The sequence below is a fragment of the Celerinatantimonas marina genome, from assembly GCF_046054165.1.
Classification (GTDB): Bacteria; Pseudomonadota; Gammaproteobacteria; order Enterobacterales; family Celerinatantimonadaceae; genus Celerinatantimonas.
This window is the reverse complement of record NZ_JBFNXK010000008.1, coordinates 92,386-115,363: the sequence shown is the minus strand read 5'-3', so window position 1 is coordinate 115,363 and position 22,978 is coordinate 92,386. Positions and strand designations below refer to the sequence as shown.

Below are 22,978 nucleotides of genomic sequence, written 5' to 3'. Positions count from 1 at the left end.
TTATTCTTGCATTTGCATCGTGAAGAAAATTTGATTTACAGCAACTTTTTACAATTAAATTAAAATTTAAAATGCATGGAAAATGCACTTTAAATTTCCGCTAGTGACTTTTTTATTAAAAACAATGCTTAAGCATTATCATTGATATAACCGTCTTTTTTATATAAATCTTAAATAATTATCTAGATTCATTTTAAAACGAATTTTCGATAAATATTGGATGCTAAATAAAATAAAAAAAAATTGACATATGTAACATGTGTAAAATTAGAGTAAAAATGGATAACGGATAACATATTGAAAATAGTCAACTTTATGTATCATACATCTATTTTATTGTTGCAAATGTTAATTAATTTGTCAACAGATTTGTCTGGATGTCGGAGCTCCCCGAGATGGGAGCGTTGAGAGAATACCGTATCTGAAAATAATAAGGCGATAGCATTAACTGAATAATATTCAGGTTTACAAGAGGAGCAATATAGGAATTACAAAATAATAAAATCAATATTTATCATATGGTTAAACGTATTTTTTACGTATTTCTATTTATGATTGATACTGTTTCCTCATGATAGTGACTCATTGACCATGATTTAAGTGCGAAATAGCTTTTTTATCTATATTTTGTCTGACGGTTGAGGGGAGCCTAATCCTTACAGTTTAATTTCCGATGTGAAAGCAGGACCTATGCCACGATATGCGCTTTTAAAAATAGCTATCGTTAGCAAAGTGCTGATGGATATGGAGCAGCGATGAGTATGGATACTAACAAGGGTCATGAAATCAGACAAAAAGCTTTTTATTTAATGCGGCTGGTTTTACAGCAGCATACGGCAGTTTGGCAAAAAGCGATGCCTGGGATTACCAAACCTCAGTATGCGGTATTGAGAACGGTCTTAGATCAGCCCGGTATTGAACAGATTCAGTTGATGAATGCGGCGGCCAGTACCAAAGCGACGCTAGCGGAGCTGTTGAATCGTCTGGAAAAAAGGGGATTGGTGTATCGTCAGGCGGATCCGAATGATCGGCGGCGACGTTTTATCTTTTTAACTGAACTGGGTGAGCAGGTACTGGAAACGGCACAACCTGTTGCAGAAACAACAGATAGCCAATTCTTGGCGCGATTAGATACAGAGCAACGTCAACAATTGGTGACATTGCTGATGTAGATGATGGAGCCCCAATCTCCGGAATCAGAGGAGATGGACCCTATCGATATCTGAAAGGGTTAAGTTTAAGGTGGGCACCAATAAACTTTTTCGCTCGTAAGCTAAAACCATCAATGAAGCTCAACCGTCTTTAACGCTTCCATAAAAGGCGTGAGTCGATGTTGGAGCTGTGGATGTGGAACCAGATAGTAGGCGGCTCCTGTTTGGATGCGGTGATTGGCTGCGATGTGTAAGCGCTGTTGTCGAAGATCATCCTCAATAATATGAATATCTGCCACCGTTATGCCAAATCCTTGGATCGCCGCATTGATAGCTAGATCCATGGTTTCAAAGAACTGATTTTTATGCATTTTGGGATGAATGCCCGCTGTTTCCAGCCAGTGTTGCCAATCTCTGCCGTCCGGGCTTGGATGTAAGAACGTTAGGTTAAGCTGCGACCATTGCTCTGGCGCAGGTAATGGCGATAACGGGCTGGCGGCTAGTACAGGAACTAATTGTTCATCAAATAGTTTTACTGCGTATGCCTGCGGCGTGTGATGGGCATAGATGATGGCGATGTCTACATTTTCTTGTTGAAAGTTAACGCCATGTTGTTGTGTGGTCTGTAAAGCAATTTGATAGCCTTGATGTTGTTCGAGAAATTGCAGCCGAGGTAATAACCAACGCATGGCACAGGTTGGGGCTTTAAGGCGGATCAAGGTCTCGCTATGGTGGATTTTTTCGTTTGCTTGCTCCAGAAGATGAAATGCCTGGCAATAGTCGGGGAGTAGTTGCTGAGCCTGGCTGGTCAAGGTCAAGCCTCGGGCATGGCGATGAAAGAGCGGAAAATCCAGATAGTTTTCCAAACTGGCTATTTGACGGCTGACGGCACCTTGGGTGATGCACAATTCATTTGCGGCATGCGTCAGATTAAGATGACGGGCTACAATCGTAAAGACATACATGGCATAAAGGGGCGGAGCATGGGTTTTCATCAATCAATCCTGGATGATAAATGCGCATGAGCATGAATAGCTATGCATTTTGATCATGGCTATTATGACGATAATTCGATTGTGAAAGCAATCGTTGCTCGCTTAAATGAATTTCTTCAACATGACAATAGGCTTCAGAGAGGTTATGGATATGACATTGCAAGCTGCGGTGGCTCCCCGTTCTAAATTACCCGATGTTGGTGCAACAATTTTTAGTGTGATTGGAGAATTAGTGAATCGCTATCAGGCGATTAATTTGTCGCAAGGGGCTCCGAGTTTTTCTCCTGATCCAAAACTGATCGATGGGGTTACGGCCGCGATGCAGGCTGGGTTTAACCAGTATGCACCGATGAATGGCGTGGTTTCATTAAAAGAAATTCTGGCTGAGAAAGTCAAACGACTATACCACCGCCAATATGATGTCACCGATGAGATTACGATTGCCGGAAGTGCCAGTGAAGGGATCTATGCGTCGATTTCGGCATTGGTGCATCCGGGAGATGAAGTTATTTATTTTGAACCCGCTTTCGACAGCTATTCACCGGTGATCCGGTTGCAGGGAGCGGTTCCGGTTCCGATCCGGTTACAGTTGCCTGAATTTGCCATCAACTGGGATGAAGTGGCTGCAACGGTGACGCCGAAAACTCGGATGATTATTATTAATACCCCTCATAATCCGAGTGGACAGGTTTTATCGGCTGATGATCTCCAGGCGCTGGCTCGGATTACTCACGATACCGGAATTATGATCCTGTCGGATGAAGTGTACGAACATATTATTTTTGATGGTAAATCGCATTGTTCGATGGCAACGCACAGTGAGCTGGCTAATCGGAGTGTGATTGTGTCTTCATTTGGTAAAACATTTCATGTGACCGGTTGGCGAGTGGGTTATTGTTTGGCACCTAAAGCTTTGATGGATGAGATCCGTAAGGTGCATCAGTTTTTAATGTATGCCGCGGATACGCCATTTCAACATGCGATTGCCGAATATATGTGTGATCCTCAAACTTATCTGACGCTGAGTAGCTTTTATCAGCAAAAACGCGATCTGCTCGTCAGTGAACTTGCGAACAGTCCGCTGCAACTATTGCCATGTTCTGGTTCCTTCTTTATGCTCGCCAGTTATCAGCATCTGAGTGATGAAAGTGATCTGCAATTGGTTCAGCGCTTAATCCGTGAAAATCGAGTGGCCACGATCCCGTTGTCTGCTTTTTACGCGGATGGTTATGATCCAAAACTGATCCGGCTTTCATTTGCGAAGGATGAACAGACCATTCGTCAAGGTGCTCAAGCTTTATCTTCTGTTACGTTTGCCCGGGGTTGATCATGAATTCTGCAAAAAATGTAAAAATTGCAGCAATACAGATGAATAGTTATTCGGATATAGCATATAATATCGCAACCGCTGAGAGACTCATCAATGAGGCTGTTTTGCAGGGGGCTAGTTATGTCTTACTTCCCGAATATTTTTATTGGATGGGACGTAACGACGCCGATAGACTATCCTTTGCTGAGGTATTTGGGGATGGTCTGCTGCAGCGACATTTATCCGGTTGGGCTAAACAGTATGGGGTTTGGATTTCTGGCGGCACGATTGCGCTTAAAAGTCTGGAACCCGATCGCGTATTTAATACGAATTTGACCTTTGATCCATCTGGTATATGTGTGGGTCGTTACGATAAAATTCATTTGTTCGGTTTTGATGATGGTGAGCAGTCCTATCAAGAATCGGACGTGCTTTATCCCGGCGATCAGGTTCAGACGATTCAGACGCCGTTTGCCCGAATCCGGCCATCCGTTTGTTATGATTTGCGTTTTCCGGAACTCTATCGGCAGCGCCCAGATTATGAGTTGATTACGGCACCGGCGGCATTCACATATAAAACCGGGCTGGCACATTGGCATTTGTTGCTGCAAGCCAGAGCTGTCGAAAATCAGTGCTATGTTCTGGCGGCTGGGCAAACGGGTGAACATGACGGTGGCAAACGGACTTTTGGCCATAGTGTCATTATCGATCCGTGGGGTGAAATAGTGGCTGAACGGCAAGAAGGCGATGGTATCGTCATCGCTGAATTAGATAAGACGCGCTTAGCAACTGTGCGCCGACAATTACCGGCTTTAGCACATCGAGTGTTATCAGTTTAAAAAATTAATAACTTGCATAAATAGGAATTAGCGATGAAAAAAATCAAGTTACTCATGCTTTCAGTCGGTATGCTGGCAGCGCATAGTGCATTGGCGGAAACAACAACCATGCGTTATGGTCTGGAAGCTGAGTATCCTCCATTTGAGAGTAAAACTGCAGATGGTAAACTGGTTGGGTTCGATATCGAACTGGGAAATGCGATTTGTCGTGAAGCACAACTGAAATGTAGCTGGGTAGAAAGTGCATTTGATACGTTGATCCCAGCGCTTCAGGCGAAAAAATTCGATGTGATCAATTCAGCGATGAATATTACCGCTCAGCGTGCCAAAGCGATTGATTTTACCAATCCTATTTATCAGGTCCCTACTCAGTTGATCGCTCGTAAAGATGCTGCATTAGAACCAACGGCCACATCCTTACGTGGTAAAAATATCGGGGTGCTGCAGGGCTCAATCCAGGAAGTTTATGCTAAAAAACACTGGCAGCCTAAAGGGGTGACGATTACTTCTTATAAAGATCAGAACCAAGTCTACAACGATTTGGCCAATGGCCGTTTGGATGGCACCCTCGTGATGTCAACTGCTGGTCAGTCTGGTTTTCTTGATAAACCTCAAGGGAAAGATTTTGGCTTTGCCGGTAAACCCGTCACTGATGATAAAGTGTTAGGGATCGGTATCGGTTTTGGTTTGCGTAAAGGTGATGACCAGCTGCGTGAACGGATTAATAAAGCGATTAAACAGGTTCAACAGGATGGTACGATTCACCAGTTGTCCCAGAAATATTTTAAAGGTTTCGATGTAAGCCTCAATCAGTAATGATGCCGATTAAGGCAAAATAACAGATTGAAAAACAAATGATATCGGAAGTGTTTGTCATGAACACTTCCATTTTTGTATTTATACCTTTAGTAAAACGCTGACGATAACGGGCCTTTGTGTCGGTTAAGATCATCTCGGCAGCCGTTGGGAGAAGATATGTTTTATGGCTATGGGGAGCTGATTTGGCAAGGTTCCCTGATTACCATTGAATTGGCAATTAGTTCGGTGATTGTTGCGATTGTTCTCGGATTATTTGGGGCCTGTGGCAAGTTATTTGGTCATCGTTATCTTAAGGGTATCTCGGCAGCTTATACATCACTGATCCGCGGTGTTCCGGATATCGTGTTGATGTTGTTGATTTTTTATAGTTTGCAAATTGCTCTGAATCATCTGACCGATCTGTTGGGTGTTGAGGAGATCGAGATTGATCCGTTTCTGGCTGGAACGTTGACCATCGGGTTTATTTACGGCGCTTACTTTACCGAGACCTTTCGCGGGGCGTTCTTGATGGTGCCGAAGGGACAATTAGAAGCTGGAAAAGCCTATGGGTTTTCCAACTGGCAGGTTTTTCGGCTGATTTTGTTTCCACAGATGATGCGTCACGCACTTCCTGGCCTGTCCAACAACTGGTTGGTGACTTTAAAATCAACGGCACTGGTGTCTTTGATTGGGTTGGCGGATGTTGTTAAAGCCACTCAGGATGCAGGTAAAGGAACGTATCATTTCTTTTTCTTTACGATACTTGCCGGGGTGATTTATTTAGTGCTCACAACCTTGTCTAATGCAGGCCTGTGGTGGTTAGAGCGTCGTTACCAATTTGAGCAGAAAAAAAATATCGCATGATTGAACTGATTCAGGAATATGGCAAATCGTTACTCTGGACGGATGGGTATCATTTTACCGGCGTTGTTGTGACTTTATGGTTATTGGTGCTGTCTTTAGCCTTTGGTTTCGCTATTTCGATTGTGTTATCGGTCGGGCGGGTATCGGAAAAACGCTGGATCCAGTTTCCGGTTTGGCTCTTTACCTACGTGTTTCGCGGAACACCATTATATGTTCAGTTACTCATCATCTATTCCGGGATCTATACTCTGGATGTGGTGCGACATACTGAATTTTTAAACTGGTTTTTTCGTAGTGGCTATCGGTGTACGATTTTGGCTCTCGTGTTAAATACCTGTGCTTATACCACCGAAATTTTTGCTGGTGCCATCCGCTCGATCCCCAAAGGAGAAATTGAAGCGGCTAAAGCTTACGGATTTTCCACCTGGAAATTATATTGCCATATCATTATTCCGTCGGCACTGCGTAATGCGATGCCTGCTTACAGTAATGAAGTGATTCTGATGTTACATGCCACCTCATTGGCATTTACGGCGACGGTTCCGGATATTCTGAAGATTGCCCGGGATATTAACTCAGCAACGTATTTATCGTTTCAGTCGTTTGGACTGGCCGCCATTATTTATATGATTATTTCATTTAGTTTGATTTGGTTATTCAAACGAGCCGAGCGGCACTGGCTGAAACATTTATCACCGCTTTGATTCCCATCTCAATGAATTCCGGGATTTGGGCTTAAGCTTTTCACTTAAGGTCCTGATACCCGGAATTCAGTCGCCTCGGCTGCTCCGGACATTCATTCCGCTCTCGTTTGTGGATGGCTGGCAGGTTATTTTTCTGAGCCAAAGTCCACTGGCTCATCGTCATCCAGTGAAGTCTGATGGATGCTCGAGTTCATTGAATGATGAATGCCACCCCAATAATTAAAACAATGTTTTAATAGTGTGATAATCATAACGTTATCAATATGTGACCTTCCCCTAATATGACCCATCATGTTTATTTTTTAAGCTTTGTTTTCATCTGTGGTGTGTGATGAATCCAATCTGAATCCATTTAAGTCATAATTAAGGGAATGAAAGATGAAGCCAGTTTGGTTAATGCCACTGATCGGGTTAGGTTTTACGGTCACTTGCTATGCAACGAACTATGATGCGATCGTCACTAAAATGCCAAAGGCTGCGAATGAATATAGTTCGCTGAGTGCCGCGATTGCTCAGGCACCGGAGCAATCTGAGCACCGGTTTAAGATCTTGGTCAAAAATGGAATTTATACCGAAAAAGTTAATTTAAAAAAATCCAATATTTCTATTTATGGTCAGGATCAGCACAAGACTGTGCTTGAATATGAATCGGCTTCCGGTCAAAACGATGCTGAAGGGAATCATTGGGGAACCTCAGGCAGTTATGTGTTAGCCATTAACGGCAATAATGTGACATTGAAAAATATCACAGTCAAAAATAGTTTTGATTATCTAACCAATGATGCCAAAGCAAGTGATGACGCGACCAAAATTGGTTCTTCTCAGGCCGTTGCATTATTAATTGGCACCAATGCCACGCATGTGAAAGTAAAGGATGTCACATTACTGGGATATCAGGATACGCTCTATGTGAAAGATGGCAGTACCAGTTATTTTCGTAATAGTACGATTAAAGGCAATGTCGATTTTATCTTCGGTGGTGGGACTGCGGTTTTTGACAGTTGCGCCATTATTGCTCGTCCAAGAGGCATTGATGCTCAGCCGATAGGCTTTGTTACTGCGCCCAGTACCATGAGCAATGTTCCGTACGGCTTAGTGTTTTATTACAGTTATATCGGAAAAGAGGCTGGGGTGCCTGCGCATAGTTACGGGCTGGGGCGGCCTTGGCATCCAACCCGAACCTTTAGCGATGGGCGTTATGCTGATCCGGATGCGATTGGTTATACGCTGTATTTCCGGAGTTATTTAGATGATCATGTCTATTATTGGGCGTCGATGACGGGGCATGGTAAAGATGGTAGTACTGTGACATTTGATCCGATGAATGATGCTCGTTTTGCCGAGTTTCAGAATTTCGGACCGGGTGCTTACCGTGATGGCAGCAATCCTCGTCCGCAGCTCTCTTATCGACAGGCCGCACAGATTAATCTGCCACATATTTTAGGTGGGCTTTGGTATCTGAAACAGCAGTAGTGCTGGAGACTGATGGCGGATCTGCGCTGCGTATGTGACATACGATCCCAGTGCCATAAAAATGGATGTAGTGAAAATCATTCGGGGAATGGCGTCCCCGAATGATAATGGATGGTTTTAAAGGATATCCCACCATTTTCGTTGATGCGGAACGTCCAATGTGACCGTACAGGTCATGCCCATGGAGAGCACCTGATCTTTAGGAAATTCATCAATGGTGATATGAACCGGAATACGCCGAGCCAGACGTACCCAGTCAAATGTCGCCTGAACGTTGGCTATCAGGTTACTGGCTTCTGGGTTTTCAGAGTCGTAGATCCCTCGTGCAATACTGCTGACATGCCCCACGAATTTTGAGCCGTTCATGAGCGTGATATTCGCTTTTTCACCAGCTTTGACCAGATGAATTTTCGTTTCTTCAAAATAGCCATAGATCCAGAATGAGTGTTCATCAATCAAAGCCAGAGCGGGCTGCGCAGTACGAACATAATCACCGACATGAAGGTTTAAGTTGGTGATGTAACCATCGGCTGGAGCGCGAATTTCGGTACGTTGTAGATCTAGTTTGGCTGAATCGAGATGATCTAATGCTTGCTGGTACTGAGCTTGAGCCACTTTGTAGGCACTATCGGCTTGGTTGGTATCTTCACGAGAGACCACCAGATGGTTCGCATCTTGACGACGGCGAGCTTCATCTTCACGCAGTGCAACATCCGTTTTACGCATATCTACTTCATGTTGGGCACGATTCAGCGCAATACGGTAGCGGGATTGGTCGATGCGAAAGAGTAGATCGCCTTTTTTCACCAGCTGGTTATCTTTTACCGATAGATCTGATACGAAACCGGAAACATCCGGCGCGATGTTAATGACGTTGGCCCGTACTTTGGCATCACGAGTCCAGGGGTCGTTCATATAGTGGAGCCACAGAATACGGGCAAGCACTATGGCGACCACGACAATCAACAGTGTAATCACAATATTATAAAATTTGGTCAGGCTCATAACTTCCTCAAGCGTAAATAAACAGTGCAATGCCACAACAGATGGCTAAGTAACTGGCAATTCGAAATAGAGTTGGATTCCAGATGTGTCGATGTAGATCTAAAGTCATCAGGATCCGATCCAGTGCAAACGTCAGTAGGTATCCGAGTACAAATACCAGCGTGACAGTTGGAAAATAAAAACTATGAAATGCAATCTCTCTCATATATCCCCCTAGTTCTGCTTGGTGACAGTGGTTGCAGCGGTTTTTTCAGCAGCCTGTTTGGCTTGAGCCGCTTGGGTTGGGAGTAACTGCAGTGATGCCGGAGTTGACTCAAATGTAATCCCGCCCCCCATTGCGATCGCTAAATCAACCTGAGAGCGCATTAACTCTGACTGGACGGTTGCTCGGGCGATTTCTTGATCAAACAGACGACTCTGCGCATCGAGAACATGCAGATAATCGCGAAGTCCTCGTTTAAAGGCTTCTTGAGCGGTCGTGTAAACTTGATTGGCTCGATCAACGCCTAGATCGGCGAGTTGTGACTGTTGCCGGATCGATTGTTGCCGGATCATCTCATCAGAGACTTGCCGTAGCGCCGTTTGTAAGGTGGCATTGTAACCTTCAATCGCTTCATCATAATCCGCAGTGGCGATTCCTAATCGAGCGCGACGGGCTCCGCCATCAAAGATGGGAAGTGACAGAGCTGGCCCTACGGAATAGGTGCGGTTTTTAGCTTCAAAAAAGTTACTTAATCCTCCTAATGTCATCATCTGGCCGAGCATGGCATGGAGATTGATATTCGGATAGAAATCAGCCTTGGCCAGATCAATGCCTCGAGCTGAGGAAACAATCTGCCAGCGGCTGGCGACTAAGTCCGGACGGTGACCTATCAGCGCGATAGGAAGGGCCTGGGGCAGATGCAGTTCATCGGTCAGTACCAGCGAAGGACGTTGGAGTTGAGCCGTTTGTGATAAAGGCAGTCCTGCGAGTGTCATGAGCTGATTTTTAGTGAGTTTGATCTGCTCATGCAGCACGCTGATCCGTCGCTGTGTAATCGGCAGCAATGCCATCGATTGCTGTAAGTCATACTGCGATCCTAAACCATAATCGAGACGCTGTTGGTTGAGTCGGACAATATGGTTTTGCTGTTCCAAACGGGCCCGTTCCACATCGAGTTCTTGATAATAAAGTGTGAGTTGGATATAGGACCGCAGCAGATTCCCTTCTAACTGGAGTCGTGCCGCTTGGGCAGAGGCCTGAGATAATGCGATATTCGCGTGGGCTTGACGGTTCCGGTTGGCTTGGCGATCAAAGAGATCGAGATGATAACTAAACTGTAAATTAGCCGTATTGTCCCAAGTGTGCTCACCGGCGAGTCCACCGCCATAGTGAGAGTCTTCTGGCCATTTATGATAGCCCATGTCGGCATTAGCATCGATATGGGGGCGATCTCCAGATTTGACTTCGCCGGCACTGGCAAGCGCCCGGCGAACTCGGGCATCAGCTTGTTTTAGCGTGGGACTATGGGCTGTCCCTTGATCCAGTAGCCAGTTTAGTTGGTTATCTTGAAAAACCTGCCACCATTTTGAGTCTAGCGGTTTACTGGCTTCTTTGAGTTGTTCCGGTGAGACGGCATCCGGCTTTTGGATCGTCGCTTTGGAATTAATCCCTTGAAATGATGCACAGCCACTTATCAGTATAAATGACATGAGCCATGCGATTGTTTTAAATTGATTTTTTGCCATTGGATAATTCCGTTTCATCAATGATCGAGCTTTGGAGTATATGAGCTTATCCACGTTACAGTTACTCTTTGAATTTCAATTGTTCAGTTTCAGGTGAGTGCAGATAAATATTGATTGCTTCATTCATAATGCGTTCAGTTAAATTCCCGGCCGCCAGTGTTCGTTTCGGTAATTGCTCCGGTGCGGCCAGTAGCAGCGAGATTGAATTGGTGAGCATCCGGATAAAAATGATGGGATCATCAAAACGGACCACTCCCGCAACTTTAGCTTTTTGTGCTATCTCAAGCACCGGGTGCATCATGGGACGCATCAGTTGTTCACGGATGATGGCCATGCGTTCCGGTGAGTTGACCGCTTCTTGTAGAAAGAACGCCGGAAATTCAGGGTTAGCTGTACAATGCTTGGCATACAGCACAATAAACTGTCGCATGGCTTCATAAGGGGCGGTATTTGCCAATTTGACCAACTGCTCCAGTTGTTCTTTGATGTCGTGTTCAAAAATGGCCACGAGTGAGTCGATCACGGCTTGCCACAACTGAGCCTTTCCCCCGAAGAGCCGTGCACACAGCGCTACATCGACATTGGCCCGCCGGGCGATGGCCCGCAGGCTACCTGAGTCGTAACCATGTTTGGAGAAAACTACCATAGCGGCTTTCAATAATGCTTTACGACCCGATTCAAGACCGCTCTGACGGCGTCCTCGGGTTGATTTTTGAGGTTCTTCAGTCATTGGTTATCTCTTTGCCTGTCGCCAGTTAGGCTTCAACAGTGATATCAGATTGAGCCGGTTGCGGAACCAGATAATCTCGGAATGGGCCCTGACAGTCATTCAGTGCAAACCGAATAAAATGAAGGTAACTCATCATCTGACGTTTGGGGGATTGATTAAAACGATCCATCAGGGGTTCCAGCTGAGGTTCTAATTCTTGGATCACCTCATTGATATGCGTGAGCGCCGCTTGATGATGCCGAGCCGAAGGTTTGAGATAGAGATGCGTGAGTGCAATCCCCATCCGGTTGATCAAAATCCGCCACTGAGGCCGTTCTTGCTCCTGGGGCATTGCGTTGATCAGAGCCCTTAATTCGATAATCGCATGACTGACGGATTCGACATTGGCATGCCAGTCCATCAGACTTCGCTGTACTAAAATTTGGCCGGAACTCACGTTGTAGGTCTGGAGCAGAATATCGCAGCACTGAGTATCCAGCCGGCTTTTTAGATTATCTAGTGGTGCCGTAATCGCAACGGCCACCAGACGACGCAGATCTTTGATCATCGCACGTGATAGCCAGCGCCCTGTTGGTGGGAATAGCAAGGCCAGTAAAACGGCAGTTAATGTCATCCCCGTGAATCCGGCAATAGAGTCATTGACGAACTGGTGTGGATTGAAAACTGCCGGATTATGCGGCGAGGCCACAAAGCAAAAGTTAATCATGGCACCGGTGCCGATCCCCGCATATTTGGGATTGAGGGTAAGCCATCCCCCAATAATAATGATCGGGCTGAGGGCCAATATCAATAATGCAAAACCATCAATATTGGGCAGTAAAAAGAAAGTAATCGAGAAACCGAGGATATACCCGACAATCGAACCTTGGGCCAGATTCACGGCCATTTTATGCGGATTTGCAGCCGTTGCACTCAAGGTCGCACCGATGATGCCATTTTGTACAAACATCGTTCCGCCAGACCAACCGCTGTAATACCACAGTGCGGAAACAATCAGGATGACTAAAACTGAACGTGCCCCACAACTGAGAACATAGAGCGAGTTGACGGAAGGTTTGAAATGTCGGCGGAGTGAATCAAATTCAATGTGCCATTTGGGGTGCTCTTTGTCATCCCCAAGACTGGCGTAGCTATGACAGTAGTTATAAAACTGGTCGGTAAAGCGGAATAACAGTTCGCTGAGTGTTTCAAAATGTTCCTGAAGTTCTTGTTGACGAGCGTCATCCAGTGCCTGAAATGCTTTTTCTTGTTCAAGTAGGCGACGAGCTTGACGAATTTGTAATCGTACTTTGACTCGAGTCTGGCGTAATGCTCCGAGATATTGGCCCACATGGTGACTCGAAAGCTTGTTATCAACCTGTAGAATATCCAGCAGATTCACCAGCGGCATGGACATATCGTCAAAGCGTTTGGCGAGTAAGGTTTGGGTGATTTCATCTTGGTTTAAAGCAAAATAGGAGCGGGCCATTGTATGCAGTCGAGTACTGAGATCTAAAAATAGATGCGTGAGTTCCACTAAATGCTGGCGATGTTGGCGAATTTTGGGGTTTTCTGAGCTGGCGGCTTGACGCAAAGCCCCGGTACTAACGGCCTGAGCGGCTAATTGTAAACGAATTTGCTCATAATCTTTTTCACTTAGCTGGTGGTGCAATAGAGTGGAGCTGTGGCGACAAAGGTTGAATAATCGCCGGGCTAACAGGCTCTGAAACGCAGCATTGGTGGTTCGCGGTAAAATAGTCGCGCTGACTAAACCGCCACAGACAATACCCAACGCGACGGCTAGCATCCTGCTGACTGAAACAGCAACGGCGACATGGGGGTCAATGGCTCCGGGAATACCGATCATCCCAACGGTATAACCCGCCAGTAGAAATACATAAGCCCGAAAATCCCGGAAACGAACGGCTCCGGCAATACAGAGGCTACACCAAAGGGCGGTTGCCAGTAGAAATAAAGGGGGATGCTGATGGAACAGATTGACAAAGGTCAGACTCGCAGCCAGCCCAATGACCGTTCCCACTATACGGGCAATACTTTTCACGAAAACCTGGCCTGTTTGAGGCTGCATCACGATGATGACGGTCAGTGCTGCCGAACGGGTACTCGAGAGTTCTAGGAACATTGAAGCCCAATAAGCCAGGCTGACACCTAACAATAATTTGCAAACGTAGACCCAACCAAATCCCTGAGTTCGGCACCAGGCTGAGAGAGCCTGAAGGTGTTTTTCCCGATTAAAAAAATCAGCCGTGAAGGCGAACATTGAGCAATCCCCAAGTAACAATGATCCTGCCGCAATAACAAAACATCAGAAACAGAGGATTGTTCTGATGAGGCATCGCAGCATGGTTCTATTTAAATCCGAATGATGAGGTACAGCAGTTGAATGTTTCGTGTAAGAAATGTATCTGTCTTAAGGACAATATCATATATCAACAACTGTTGATATTTAGCCCTTTTTGTGAGCAAAAGTCAAGTATTGATAGTAAAGAAATATATTTTTACAGCTGCTTTATATTGACTAAAAAATCATTATTTGAAGCGCTATGCGAATAGTGGAATGTTGCTCTTAAATCAACATCTGTTTAGCCTTTATTCGGTCTGTTTCGGCAACTTCATCTTTAGTTTTACCGTCTTGAGTCGATATTTGTATGGTACTGGTAAAAATCTAAAAGAAACTTGGATCGCACCGACTTGCGCTGATGTTTAGCTGACCTTACGAACATGTCAGCCCCATTTTAATGGAGGTCTATATGCGTGCCAGTTGCCTGAAATCTTATAAAAATAGTCCATCTTTGCCTTGGAATCGTAGGGATGAACAAAAACAGTTAAGGATATTGTTTGTCAGTTTGTGCTTGAAAAACCATCGCATGACGGCAAACCCACTATCATTAAATAAGCAATTGCCAGACATTAAGGATTGAAAATGAGAGTGAGAGATTTAAGTGTCGGAAAGAAGATATGGGGGAGTTTTTCGCTCGTCTTTATTATATTCCTGGTGATGAGTCTCATCATGCGCAGCAGTCTTTCAAAACTGGAGACCAATGTTGAAACTATCAGTAATGATAGTTTGCCGTCAATTAGTCTGCTAAAAGGAATTCAGGTCACTTTGACGGAGATCCGAAAAGATGAATTTTCGTTGATCCCTAACGCCAGTTCCCCGCAGTTATCGCAGTGGTTAACGGAGTTGGATGGCAAACGGGATCGATTGGATCAAGAGCTTAAATCCTATGAAGCCCTGCCTCTTTCAACAGATGAAGCTCAGGTACTGAATGTTTTTAAAGCGGCTTGGCAAAATTATCGGCAAGCGACCCGTTCCTATAATCAGTATTTGATTAAAGGACAGCTGCAACAGGCTAATGAGGTCGTGCTGAATTCATATCAACGTTATACCCAAGCGATTGAGAGTCTCAATACTGCGATTCAAGCCAATGAAAAGGCTGTTAGCGATATTGAGCAAACCGTGAAGCAGCGGCTTGTGAGAACAACCTGGATTTTAGTCGTTGGTGCATTGGTGGTTATTGCGGTGATTATTTTAGCGTCGATGTGGCTCATTCATTCGGTTCGGCAACCGGTACAGCATGCCCTGACACTCGCTTCATCCATCGCCAGTGGCAAGCTAAATAATCGGATTGATCAGGCGCATCTGAGCAAAGATGAATTAGGACATTTACTGTTACAAATTGGAAAGATGCAAACGGATCTCAATGATTTGGTAACTGAAGTGAATGAGGCCACGATTCAACTGGCTTCAGCCGTCGAAGAAGTCAGTACGATTTCATCCCAGACCGCATCCGGAATGCAGCGTCAGCAGATGGAACTCAATTCGGTCGCATCTGCAATGACTGAAATGCAGGCGGCTGTGGCTGAAGTCGCTCAGCATACGGAACAAGCGGCTGATTCGGCTAACTCTTCAGCGGAGATGGCGCAGCAAGGGAGTAATTCGCTGCAACGCATGATTGATGTGATCTCTAATGTTTCGGGCATGATCGATGAATCAGGTCGGCTAGCCATCGAGTTAGAAAATAGCTCTAACGATATCAATATGGTGGTGGATGTGATTGGCGCTATCGCTGAACAAACCAATTTACTGGCATTGAATGCGGCGATTGAAGCGGCTCGTGCCGGTGAGCAGGGGCGTGGATTTGCGGTGGTAGCCGATGAAGTTCGCTCGTTGGCACAGCGGACTCAGGAGTCGACTAAACAAATTGTTGGGATTGTGGAACAGTTACAACAGAAATCGAAACAGATGGGAGACTCCAGCGATGAATGTCGAGGTGGTATTGCTAAATGTGTGACTCAGGGGCAACAGGCGGGATCTCAAATTAGTGAAATCGAGGGCTCGGTGCATCAGATTGCCGAGATGAGTATTCAGATTGCAACCGCTTGTAGTGAACAGAATGCGGTGTCTGAAGATCTTAATCGTAGCGTGGAACAGATTAATTTTGCTTCAGCCGAAATGGCGGAAGGGAGCTCTCAGACCGCGATCGCTTGTGGGGAAATTAGTAAACTGGCACATGGTCTGCAAACGCGATTGAGTAAGTTTCAACTGTAATCGCCAAGGTATCTTGTGTACTTTTGACCCTGTGCCGTAATTGCCTCATCAAGGCTTTTTAGATGGCCGTGTTAAAGACAACCGGGGCTGCTGTTATGCATGCCCCTGACGCTGATCATTAAAGTCGATAAGAGCGCTGGATCGTCATCCGATTATTTTGGGAGCAGTTGGCGCTGTGTAAAAACTTCTTTAGCGACAAACATCCCGTTGAGCGCCGCCGGAAACCCGGCATAGACAGCCATCTGTAAGATAACTTCAATGATTTCAGACATTTCACAGCCGACATTTAAGGCACCATTGATGTGTACTTTGAGTTGTGGTGCACAATGACCTAAAGCGGTAAGCGCGGCAACGGTTGCTATTTCACGAGATTTTAGGTCGAGCTGGGGGCGCTGATAAATATCGCCAAAGGGGAATTCAATGGTATAGCGGGCCAGATCCGGGCAGATGGCCTGAAGGCTATCAATGACTTGTTGGCCAGCGTCGCCATCAATTTCAGCCAGTTTGGCTAATCCATTTTGATATCGTTGTTCCATCGCTGTCTCCTTAGTATGTGATGAACAGAAGACAGCTTACAAGTTAGAGTAAGCTCTAAGTCAAGGGCTGATTCGAGGCATAATACTGAATTTTTGCATCGAGAGCCCGCAGGTGTTCCTGTTCGCTTTCAATGCGAGTTTTAAGTGCATCTCGATGCTGTTGTAAAAGTTGTTGCCGTTGACTGAAGGTTTGATCGCCCTGAGCGCGAAGTTGGGCATACTCTAAGATTTGTTTCAGTGGCATGCCCGTTTCACGCAATCGATTGATGAACATGACCCAGTTCATATCGGCTTGAGAATAGCTGCGGTGGCCACTGCGATTCCGCTGAACATGCATCAGTAGCCCCAGTTTTTCGTAGTAGCGCAGCGTATGCGGCGTTAATGCCGTTTTAGCTGCAAATTGTGAAATGTTCATATGACTTCCAGACTTTTGAAAGGTTGCCAAACTAATGACGCAAGATGAACCGAATCTAGCGATGGCTAAACGCGATTTTTCCCGCCAGACCAATCAGTAATATACCGGAGATCCCTTCGATGATCCGTGAATAGCGATTCGCTTTGGCACTTCTGAGTAGCCAGCTGCCTGCCAACGCATAAGTGAGATTACATAATGTGGCTAATGCACTAAAACATAATCCTAAAACCAGTAATTGCAGATTAAGTGAGCCGGCTGAGGTATCAATAAATTGGGGCAAAAAGGATAGGAAAAAGAGTGCGACTTTAGGGTTGAGCACACTGACCACGATTCCCTGTTTAAAGATGCTTTTAGATGAAGTCTCGGAGGTTGCTACCGTCAACTTCGAACCACCGCGATACATCGAGCGTAAAGAGGTGATCCCCAAATAAAGCAAATAACACGCGCCCAGCCATTTGACTACCGTAAATGCCAGTGCCGAACTTAAGATGATGGCCGAAAGCCCTAATACGGCGGCTAGCGTATGGACAAAATAACCCACCCCGAGCCCCAGAGCGGCCTTCATGCCACCGAGCATCTTACCTTTCAGGGTATTCGAAACGATATAAATCACATCGGGCCCTGGAATTAAATTGATCGACAGGCTCGCGAGTGCAAAAAGTAATAGTGTGTGTAGTTGCATCTGGAAATCTCTAAAAATTTTTCTTTAATATATCAAAATGAATCGAGCCAGCATTAACGAGCATCTTCCATCTAGTTCGTGAAGTACTGATCTGCTTTGCGATCATCCCTTGAATCCCCAAAGAGGAGGTATCTGCGTTAATCTAACGTGTTATGTAAAGACCGATGTTAACAGAACTCAGAAGCTTTGGGGTGTTTTCCCGAGAAGATGTGTTCACTGTTAAGTCGTATCATCAGGCTGCCCATGTGGGTGATGGGAAGTTGCACTTTTACCATCAGCTCTGTTTCATAACATATCGTTCAGCATGATCCCGAGGCCAAAGCGAGTATCGCTATTGTTGTAGTCAATCAGCGTTTCACCATATCCGGTAAAGATTTGCGCGTAAACTCTGACATGGTGCAATATGGGATGGCTCCAGCCCACTTGCACCGATCCGCGACTGGTATTCCAGTTGTAGTGGAACTCACTGGTGAAGGTACTTTTGCCATAAGCATATCCGGCTTTGACGCGATAGTAGCCGATGTAGTGGGTGATATCCGGATTATCGTCGTTATCACGACTTTCCGGGATCCGCCACCAAGGCTTAAAGGAGATCGCCCAATTGCCTTTGACGGCGGTGATATCGGCGTAAATCCGGTTCCAACTGCGACTGCGGGGGATGCCCCGGCCATTGGATTGGTGATTGAAGCCGAATTCTGTTTCTCGAAGAGTCCATCCCCCAAAGTGATAGTTGGTCAACCAAGCTAAAAACAGTTGCGGTTCATAGTTGGTTTCCCTAAAAGGCGATGAAATTTTACTGTTAAAAGCCTGCCATAAGGAAAGCTGTGTATACGATGCCGCCAACACTGAATTATCACCAACAATTCCCCGAACCAGCGGGAACATGATGCTGAATTGGAATTTCACCTCATGTTTATCAAATTTATCGACTTGCTCTTTATCCAAATAATCGTAGTGGTTACTGGTCAGGTCGGGATCATAGGTATACAGCAGATAGTTTTCTTCATAGGGAAAGAGGACGAACGGATTATCACTCGCCTCAAACATGTGGCCGAGTTTTCGATCCAGAGCGTTTTTTGAGGCTAGCAATTGTTGGGTGGCCTGTTCTTTATTTTGATCGGATGCAATTTTGATTGTGTCTTGCTGGCCGAGGCCGTCGGTCGTGGAGGATGCTGATGTTGATGAGGAATCACCCGGCGGATTGGGTTGTTCGGCTGTGGCCGCTTCGGCGTTAGATATTGCAGATAAAGTGAGTACTAACCCTAAAATGGCTCGCATCGGTTCTCCTTTGAGTCATCAAAAAAGTGCATAAAAATCGACCATAGCAGAATTTATAGCCATGAGTATAGGTCACTTGAGCTACAGTGACTGCTTTAACCGAGAGCAACCGAGGCTTTTATGAAAAATAAAATGCACTATATATGATATGGCGCGTATTGAATTGGTTTACTCGGCATTTGCATTAATGCTTATTTCCCATCCGTTCCTATTAGTGTGCTCATTATCGGATTTTTCATGTTCATCATCTCCTTGGTTGGATGAACACGACTAAGTGTAGACTGGACTAGATTAGGGGGAGCAGGTCAGTAGAGGAGCAGTCAATGCAACCAAAGGACAGAGATTCTATGGGTGCGGTTAACCCTTTATTTCTCTGTCGAACACTGGTATTCAAAATAGTTTACTGGAAGCATATTGTTCAGGAAGACTCCCTCAAAAACTTGTTGGAATCGCTCTTTGCGGATGCGGAGTTGTTCGTTATCTAAGTTTTCGATTTGGTACAGATCGTTGGGATCATAATGGCAGTTGATAGACATGATCACAAAGCTGAAAATCCGCATGAGACATCCCACGAGCTCCCGAGGACACTGGGATTCATCTTTATAGGCTTGAGCCAGCGCGTAGAGAGCATTATCTAACTTAAAATATTCCGCATCAGACCAATAACACTTTTCATGCAAAATTCCTGTGAATGAGTCGTCCGTATAGGCGTTACATCCCGGGAAATTTTGATAGATGGGTTGTAGATTTATTGAGCGCATCATCGTGAAAAGAGCTCCGATTGATTTTATGACTTAGCGGATTGGATCATCGCAAAGGCTGAGTTTACTTTTTTACCCAAAGCTATCATTTTTAAACCGGCCGGTAAATGAAACATCAGTGGAAAGATGGCCCAAAAAAATAAAATACTGGCGATGACAAAAATACCGCCGGTTGCTGCACTCGCCCCGAGTTTACCGAAGACTCCTCGGGTTTGGTTTTTATAGGCATAAGCACTGAATCTCCCGGATTTCGGATCCACCTCTCCGGCAACAATGACCTGATCCCCTCGATTGATTACCCAAGCGTCACTAAGTTGTAGTTCAATCACCCGGCATTCACCAACCAGCTCTAACTGAACATTCGTTTTAGTGACGGGGTTATAATTGGCTACACGTCCTTGTAACTGTTCTAACATCGAGAAATTCTCACTGAGACTGAAATAACATATGAATCATATATTTCAGCACGAATAGAAAGGGATAGATAGCAATAAATCAGCTGGTTTTTAATCCTGTGTTTTTGAACTTCAAGCGACGCTGGGCGGTGTTCATTCTCCCAAGAGGAAATTTTGTTTAAATGAAACGTAGTGGGGAATGTTTGAGGAATGATCAAAATAGGACCCTTGGAACCGCTGTCTTTGATAAACATAGTACCTACTTTTATTGTGGAATAAATTTCCAGATTAATAGAACTTTTAACCTCTTTATTGCGTTTAAAGACTAGGTGAGGATCAGCTAATCTCAGTGATTGATAGAGCACGTTGGTTAGATAGCTTGAGGCTGTCGGCCATTGGCTTAACAATAGGAATATAGTGATGCATTACACCGGTCCAGTTATCCGTCCTCCTCATGAAGCTAATAGTATTTTGTTAGAAGTCACGGTTGGATGTACTCATAATTCATGTCGATTCTGTACTTTTTATCACGGCATCCCTTACCGAATAGCGGCGAAAAAACAGATTGAGAGTGACCTTAAAGAAGCTCGTCTAAGGTATCCTGATGCTCGGCGGCTCTATGCGGTGGGCGGCGACCCGTTCACTTTACGTACGGCGAAACTGATCGATTTGGCGCAGTTGATCCGCAGCTATTTCCCGGAAATTAACATCGGAATGTATGCTCGGGTAGACAGTATCTATAACAAAACCATCGCGGATCTCAAGGTGTTAAAAGCCGAAGGGATTAATGATTTAGTGATCGGAATTGAAAGTGGTGATGATGATATTTTGAATTTTATGGATAAAGGCTATGCGGCTAGCGATATTTTGCGGGAGTGCCAAAAACTGGAAGCGGCAGAAATCGCGTATCGGGTGATCTTCTTAGGCGGATTAGCCGGAGCTGGAAATGGTGCTCGAAATGCTCGGAATACGGCTGAAGTATTGAATCAGTTACATCCGACGCATATGTATATGACATCCGTTGCTGTGCAAGCCGAGTCGCGACTTTATCAGGATGTTCGGGCTGGACATTTTACTGAAGCGAGTGAATATGAGCGCATTGAAGAAACATTGCTGCTTGTCAGGGCGCTAACCAACCCGATTATTTTATTGGGGCAGAGTGTTGCCAATCCGGTTAATTTTATCGCGGCTCTGCCACAAGATTATGATGAACTGACAGCCATGTTAGAACAGACTTTGCAGCGGTTTACGGGGCGGGATGAAGCTTCATTGCGAGCGTATCGAGAGCATTTAATTAATATCTAAACATCATCAACAGCCGCTGGAATAAATATCCAGATCTCTTTATTCGATGGGGGTATTTTCGTTATCCTGTATCGAAAGGTGATCGGCTGTTGAAATTTTACGCTCGGTAGTTTGAATATGATCAGAAAGTATCAAGAAAATGACTTAGCTTGTGTTCTGCAACTCTGGCTCAATGCCTCCATTATCGCTCACGATTTTATTGCCGCTGAATTTTGGGAATCTCAAGTCGATGCTATGCGGCATGTTTATATCCCTGCTTCAGAGAGTTATGTATTTGAAATGAAAAATGAAGTGGTTGGATTTTACGCCCTGAATGAAAATCATTTGGCGGCGCTATTTGTGGCACCCGAATGGCAAGGTCAAGGGATTGGTACACAGTTATTGGCTCATGCGACGCATCGGAGCGAGACGCTCACACTTTCTGTCTATAAAGAAAACCAAGCCAGTTATCAATTTTATGTATCGCACGGTTTTAAAGTGGTGCGAGAGCAGCGTGATATTCATACCGGGCATTTAGAATACCGCATGTGTTTGGAGAGATAATCGTCAATAAAGCGTTTGTTTTAACGATTTGCTATAAATAATATCGGATGCGTTTGAATGAACACATGATCGCGGCGGTAGCCCCTATTCAACAATCGTAAGGATGTTTATGAACGTTGCATTTATTATTTTTGAGCAGATGACCGCATTAGATTTTATTGGGGTTTACGATCCGCTCACTCGCTTAAAATCCATGCATATTCTTCCTGAATTCGAATGGGATATTTGTGCTTATACCAAGGACGTCACTGACGATCGAGGATTGCGATTTTTCCCTGACAAAGTCGGTGCGTCTTTAAGTGGATACGACCTTATTGTTGTTCCAGGTGGTTTCGGGACGCGTGCGCTGCAATTTGATCAAGGCTTTATGGATTGGCTGAAAACGGGACAAGCGGTGAAATTAAAGGTTTCAGTGTGTACCGGAGCCTTATTATTGGGCTCAGCTGGTTTTCTTAGCGGGAAACGGGCTACGACGCATCCAAGTGCTTTTGGGGAACTAGAGAACTATTGTCGTGTGGTCGATCTGCGCGTGGTGGATGAAGGCGATGTGGTAACGGCAAGAGGCGTGTCATCTTCAATTGATTTGGGGCTGTTTTTAGTTGAGCGATTGGCCGGGGTCGATGCACGTATCAGAATTTCGAAACAAATGGATTATCCGTATGGATTTGGGAATTAAAGGTTTGTTGTCTTGATGATCATTCAATCTGTCATGTGGGATTGATATCGATGCAGTGCGGGGGAGCGGTTATTCATCCCTTGAGGTTCAAGAGCGGGATGATGACTGATCTTGGCCGCTGGTTTGGGGATGGTGTTATCGGCAATGTCATCGCCAATGTTCAAGCGAAAGCGCATTCGCTTATTCATGAAATGTATGAGCCACATTGTTTTCCTGATGTGTCGTGAAAGTGAATCCGT

24 protein-coding genes are annotated in these 22,978 nt (G+C 45.1%); 12 read left to right on the top strand and 12 right to left on the bottom strand.

Annotation, left to right across the window (positions count from 1 at the left end):
- Positions 1-761 precede the first annotated feature (761 nt).
- Positions 762-1,172, top strand: coding sequence for a MarR family winged helix-turn-helix transcriptional regulator (locus ABUE20_RS10780; protein WP_408619930.1), 411 nt, complete (start codon positions 762-764; stop codon positions 1,170-1,172).
- Between the two features lie 110 nt (positions 1,173-1,282).
- Here the strand turns inward: ABUE20_RS10780 and ABUE20_RS10775 are convergent, their stop codons facing one another.
- Positions 1,283-2,146, bottom strand: a complete 864-nt coding sequence (locus tag ABUE20_RS10775) for a LysR substrate-binding domain-containing protein (protein ID WP_408619929.1) — start codon at positions 2,144-2,146, stop codon at positions 1,283-1,285.
- Positions 2,147-2,297: 151 nt separating this feature from the next.
- On the opposite strand from ABUE20_RS10775, the gene ABUE20_RS10770 reads away from it, so the two are divergent.
- From ABUE20_RS10770 to ABUE20_RS10745, 6 genes are all read left to right on the top strand, one after another.
- On the top strand, positions 2,298-3,473 hold the full coding sequence (locus ABUE20_RS10770; protein WP_408619928.1) for a methionine aminotransferase: 1,176 nt from the start codon (positions 2,298-2,300) through the stop codon (positions 3,471-3,473).
- Positions 3,474-3,475: 2 nt separating this feature from the next.
- Entirely contained in the window at positions 3,476-4,294 is an 819-nt protein-coding gene (locus ABUE20_RS10765) for a carbon-nitrogen hydrolase family protein (protein ID WP_408619927.1), read from the top strand.
- Between the two features lie 33 nt (positions 4,295-4,327).
- Positions 4,328-5,110: an ABC transporter substrate-binding protein gene (locus ABUE20_RS10760; protein ID WP_408619926.1), complete on the top strand. Its 783-nt coding sequence runs from the start codon at positions 4,328-4,330 to the stop codon at positions 5,108-5,110.
- 159 nt (positions 5,111-5,269) lie between these two features.
- Entirely contained in the window at positions 5,270-5,956 is a 687-nt protein-coding gene (locus ABUE20_RS10755; protein ID WP_408619925.1) for an ABC transporter permease, read from the top strand.
- Positions 5,953-6,660: an ABC transporter permease gene (locus tag ABUE20_RS10750; protein WP_408619924.1), complete on the top strand. Its 708-nt coding sequence runs from the start codon at positions 5,953-5,955 to the stop codon at positions 6,658-6,660. The genes ABUE20_RS10755 and ABUE20_RS10750 overlap by 4 nt, the downstream gene beginning before the upstream one ends.
- Before the next feature lie 378 nt (positions 6,661-7,038).
- Positions 7,039-8,133, top strand: a complete 1,095-nt coding sequence (locus ABUE20_RS10745) for a pectinesterase family protein (protein ID WP_408619923.1) — start codon at positions 7,039-7,041, stop codon at positions 8,131-8,133.
- A 117-nt stretch (positions 8,134-8,250) separates the two neighbouring features.
- Here the strand turns inward: ABUE20_RS10745 and ABUE20_RS10740 are convergent, their stop codons facing one another.
- The 5 genes from ABUE20_RS10740 to ABUE20_RS10720 all read right to left on the bottom strand — a co-directional run bounded on the left by ABUE20_RS10740 (position 8,251) and on the right by ABUE20_RS10720 (position 13,856).
- Positions 8,251-9,138, bottom strand: coding sequence for an efflux RND transporter periplasmic adaptor subunit (locus ABUE20_RS10740; protein ID WP_408619922.1), 888 nt, complete (start codon positions 9,136-9,138; stop codon positions 8,251-8,253).
- Positions 9,139-9,145: 7 nt separating this feature from the next.
- Positions 9,146-9,343: a DUF1656 domain-containing protein gene (locus ABUE20_RS10735; protein ID WP_408619921.1), complete on the bottom strand. Its 198-nt coding sequence runs from the start codon at positions 9,341-9,343 to the stop codon at positions 9,146-9,148.
- Between the two features lie 8 nt (positions 9,344-9,351).
- Positions 9,352-10,866, bottom strand: coding sequence for an efflux transporter outer membrane subunit (locus ABUE20_RS10730; RefSeq protein WP_408619920.1), 1,515 nt, complete (start codon positions 10,864-10,866; stop codon positions 9,352-9,354).
- A 61-nt stretch (positions 10,867-10,927) separates the two neighbouring features.
- Complete coding sequence (locus ABUE20_RS10725) at positions 10,928-11,596, bottom strand: TetR/AcrR family transcriptional regulator (RefSeq protein WP_408619919.1); 669 nt, start codon at positions 11,594-11,596, stop codon at positions 10,928-10,930.
- A gap of 25 nt (positions 11,597-11,621) precedes the next feature.
- The gene (locus tag ABUE20_RS10720; protein WP_408619918.1) at positions 11,622-13,856 is read right to left on the bottom strand and encodes an FUSC family protein; all 2,235 of its coding nucleotides are present in this window, start codon (positions 13,854-13,856) and stop codon (positions 11,622-11,624) included.
- A 663-nt stretch (positions 13,857-14,519) separates the two neighbouring features.
- Here ABUE20_RS10720 and ABUE20_RS10715 point away from each other — a divergent pair.
- The gene (locus ABUE20_RS10715) at positions 14,520-16,148 is read left to right on the top strand and encodes a methyl-accepting chemotaxis protein (protein WP_408619917.1); all 1,629 of its coding nucleotides are present in this window, start codon (positions 14,520-14,522) and stop codon (positions 16,146-16,148) included.
- A 152-nt stretch (positions 16,149-16,300) separates the two neighbouring features.
- Here ABUE20_RS10715 and ABUE20_RS10710 read toward each other — a convergent pair whose 3' ends face one another.
- The 6 genes from ABUE20_RS10710 to ABUE20_RS10685 all read right to left on the bottom strand — a co-directional run bounded on the left by ABUE20_RS10710 (position 16,301) and on the right by ABUE20_RS10685 (position 20,236).
- Entirely contained in the window at positions 16,301-16,684 is a 384-nt protein-coding gene (locus tag ABUE20_RS10710) for a carboxymuconolactone decarboxylase family protein (RefSeq protein ID WP_408619916.1), read from the bottom strand.
- 55 nt (positions 16,685-16,739) lie between these two features.
- Positions 16,740-17,099 carry a MerR family transcriptional regulator gene (locus tag ABUE20_RS10705; RefSeq protein WP_408619915.1) on the bottom strand — a complete coding sequence of 120 codons (360 nt, stop codon included), beginning with the start codon at positions 17,097-17,099 and terminating at the stop codon, positions 16,740-16,742.
- Between the two features lie 55 nt (positions 17,100-17,154).
- Entirely contained in the window at positions 17,155-17,781 is a 627-nt protein-coding gene (locus tag ABUE20_RS10700) for a LysE family translocator (protein ID WP_408619914.1), read from the bottom strand.
- Positions 17,782-18,066: 285 nt separating this feature from the next.
- On the bottom strand, positions 18,067-19,059 hold the full coding sequence (gene pldA, locus ABUE20_RS10695) for a phospholipase A (RefSeq protein WP_408619913.1): 993 nt from the start codon (positions 19,057-19,059) through the stop codon (positions 18,067-18,069).
- Positions 19,060-19,424: 365 nt separating this feature from the next.
- On the bottom strand, positions 19,425-19,823 hold the full coding sequence (locus tag ABUE20_RS10690; protein WP_408619911.1) for an Imm41 family immunity protein: 399 nt from the start codon (positions 19,821-19,823) through the stop codon (positions 19,425-19,427).
- Between the two features lie 23 nt (positions 19,824-19,846).
- Positions 19,847-20,236, bottom strand: a complete 390-nt coding sequence (locus ABUE20_RS10685) for a hypothetical protein (protein ID WP_408619910.1) — start codon at positions 20,234-20,236, stop codon at positions 19,847-19,849.
- 399 nt (positions 20,237-20,635) lie between these two features.
- On the opposite strand from ABUE20_RS10685, the gene ABUE20_RS10680 reads away from it, so the two are divergent.
- The 4 genes from ABUE20_RS10680 (at position 20,636) to ABUE20_RS10665 (ending at position 22,966) form a co-directional block, all read left to right on the top strand.
- Positions 20,636-21,520: a radical SAM protein gene (locus ABUE20_RS10680; RefSeq protein WP_408619909.1), complete on the top strand. Its 885-nt coding sequence runs from the start codon at positions 20,636-20,638 to the stop codon at positions 21,518-21,520.
- A gap of 117 nt (positions 21,521-21,637) precedes the next feature.
- Positions 21,638-22,063, top strand: a complete 426-nt coding sequence (locus ABUE20_RS10675) for an N-acetyltransferase (protein ID WP_408619908.1) — start codon at positions 21,638-21,640, stop codon at positions 22,061-22,063.
- A 109-nt stretch (positions 22,064-22,172) separates the two neighbouring features.
- Entirely contained in the window at positions 22,173-22,739 is a 567-nt protein-coding gene (locus tag ABUE20_RS10670) for a DJ-1/PfpI family protein (protein ID WP_408619907.1), read from the top strand.
- A 98-nt stretch (positions 22,740-22,837) separates the two neighbouring features.
- Positions 22,838-22,966, top strand: coding sequence for a hypothetical protein (locus ABUE20_RS10665; protein WP_408619906.1), 129 nt, complete (start codon positions 22,838-22,840; stop codon positions 22,964-22,966).
- Positions 22,967-22,978 lie beyond the last annotated feature (12 nt).

Coding starts and splice junctions, on each gene's coding strand:
- ABUE20_RS10780 (WP_408619930.1), top strand. CDS start 762: ATGGATACTAACAAGGGTCATGAAATCAGACAAAAAGCTTTTTATTTA.
- ABUE20_RS10775 (WP_408619929.1), bottom strand. CDS start 2,146: ATGAAAACCCATGCTCCGCCCCTTTATGCCATGTATGTCTTTACGATT.
- ABUE20_RS10770 (WP_408619928.1), top strand. CDS start 2,298: ATGACATTGCAAGCTGCGGTGGCTCCCCGTTCTAAATTACCCGATGTT.
- ABUE20_RS10765 (WP_408619927.1), top strand. CDS start 3,476: ATGAATTCTGCAAAAAATGTAAAAATTGCAGCAATACAGATGAATAGT.
- ABUE20_RS10760 (WP_408619926.1), top strand. CDS start 4,328: ATGAAAAAAATCAAGTTACTCATGCTTTCAGTCGGTATGCTGGCAGCG.
- ABUE20_RS10755 (WP_408619925.1), top strand. CDS start 5,270: ATGTTTTATGGCTATGGGGAGCTGATTTGGCAAGGTTCCCTGATTACC.
- ABUE20_RS10750 (WP_408619924.1), top strand. CDS start 5,953: ATGATTGAACTGATTCAGGAATATGGCAAATCGTTACTCTGGACGGAT.
- ABUE20_RS10745 (WP_408619923.1), top strand. CDS start 7,039: ATGAAGCCAGTTTGGTTAATGCCACTGATCGGGTTAGGTTTTACGGTC.
- ABUE20_RS10740 (WP_408619922.1), bottom strand. CDS start 9,138: ATGAGCCTGACCAAATTTTATAATATTGTGATTACACTGTTGATTGTC.
- ABUE20_RS10735 (WP_408619921.1), bottom strand. CDS start 9,343: ATGAGAGAGATTGCATTTCATAGTTTTTATTTTCCAACTGTCACGCTG.
- ABUE20_RS10730 (WP_408619920.1), bottom strand. CDS start 10,866: ATGGCAAAAAATCAATTTAAAACAATCGCATGGCTCATGTCATTTATA.
- ABUE20_RS10725 (WP_408619919.1), bottom strand. CDS start 11,596: ATGACTGAAGAACCTCAAAAATCAACCCGAGGACGCCGTCAGAGCGGT.
- ABUE20_RS10720 (WP_408619918.1), bottom strand. CDS start 13,856: ATGTTCGCCTTCACGGCTGATTTTTTTAATCGGGAAAAACACCTTCAG.
- ABUE20_RS10715 (WP_408619917.1), top strand. CDS start 14,520: ATGAGAGTGAGAGATTTAAGTGTCGGAAAGAAGATATGGGGGAGTTTT.
- ABUE20_RS10710 (WP_408619916.1), bottom strand. CDS start 16,684: ATGGAACAACGATATCAAAATGGATTAGCCAAACTGGCTGAAATTGAT.
- ABUE20_RS10705 (WP_408619915.1), bottom strand. CDS start 17,099: ATGAACATTTCACAATTTGCAGCTAAAACGGCATTAACGCCGCATACG.
- ABUE20_RS10700 (WP_408619914.1), bottom strand. CDS start 17,781: ATGCAACTACACACACTATTACTTTTTGCACTCGCGAGCCTGTCGATC.
- pldA (WP_408619913.1), bottom strand. CDS start 19,059: ATGCGAGCCATTTTAGGGTTAGTACTCACTTTATCTGCAATATCTAAC.
- ABUE20_RS10690 (WP_408619911.1), bottom strand. CDS start 19,823: ATGATGCGCTCAATAAATCTACAACCCATCTATCAAAATTTCCCGGGA.
- ABUE20_RS10685 (WP_408619910.1), bottom strand. CDS start 20,236: ATGTTAGAACAGTTACAAGGACGTGTAGCCAATTATAACCCCGTCACT.
- ABUE20_RS10680 (WP_408619909.1), top strand. CDS start 20,636: ATGCATTACACCGGTCCAGTTATCCGTCCTCCTCATGAAGCTAATAGT.
- ABUE20_RS10675 (WP_408619908.1), top strand. CDS start 21,638: ATGATCAGAAAGTATCAAGAAAATGACTTAGCTTGTGTTCTGCAACTC.
- ABUE20_RS10670 (WP_408619907.1), top strand. CDS start 22,173: ATGAACGTTGCATTTATTATTTTTGAGCAGATGACCGCATTAGATTTT.
- ABUE20_RS10665 (WP_408619906.1), top strand. CDS start 22,838: ATGATGACTGATCTTGGCCGCTGGTTTGGGGATGGTGTTATCGGCAAT.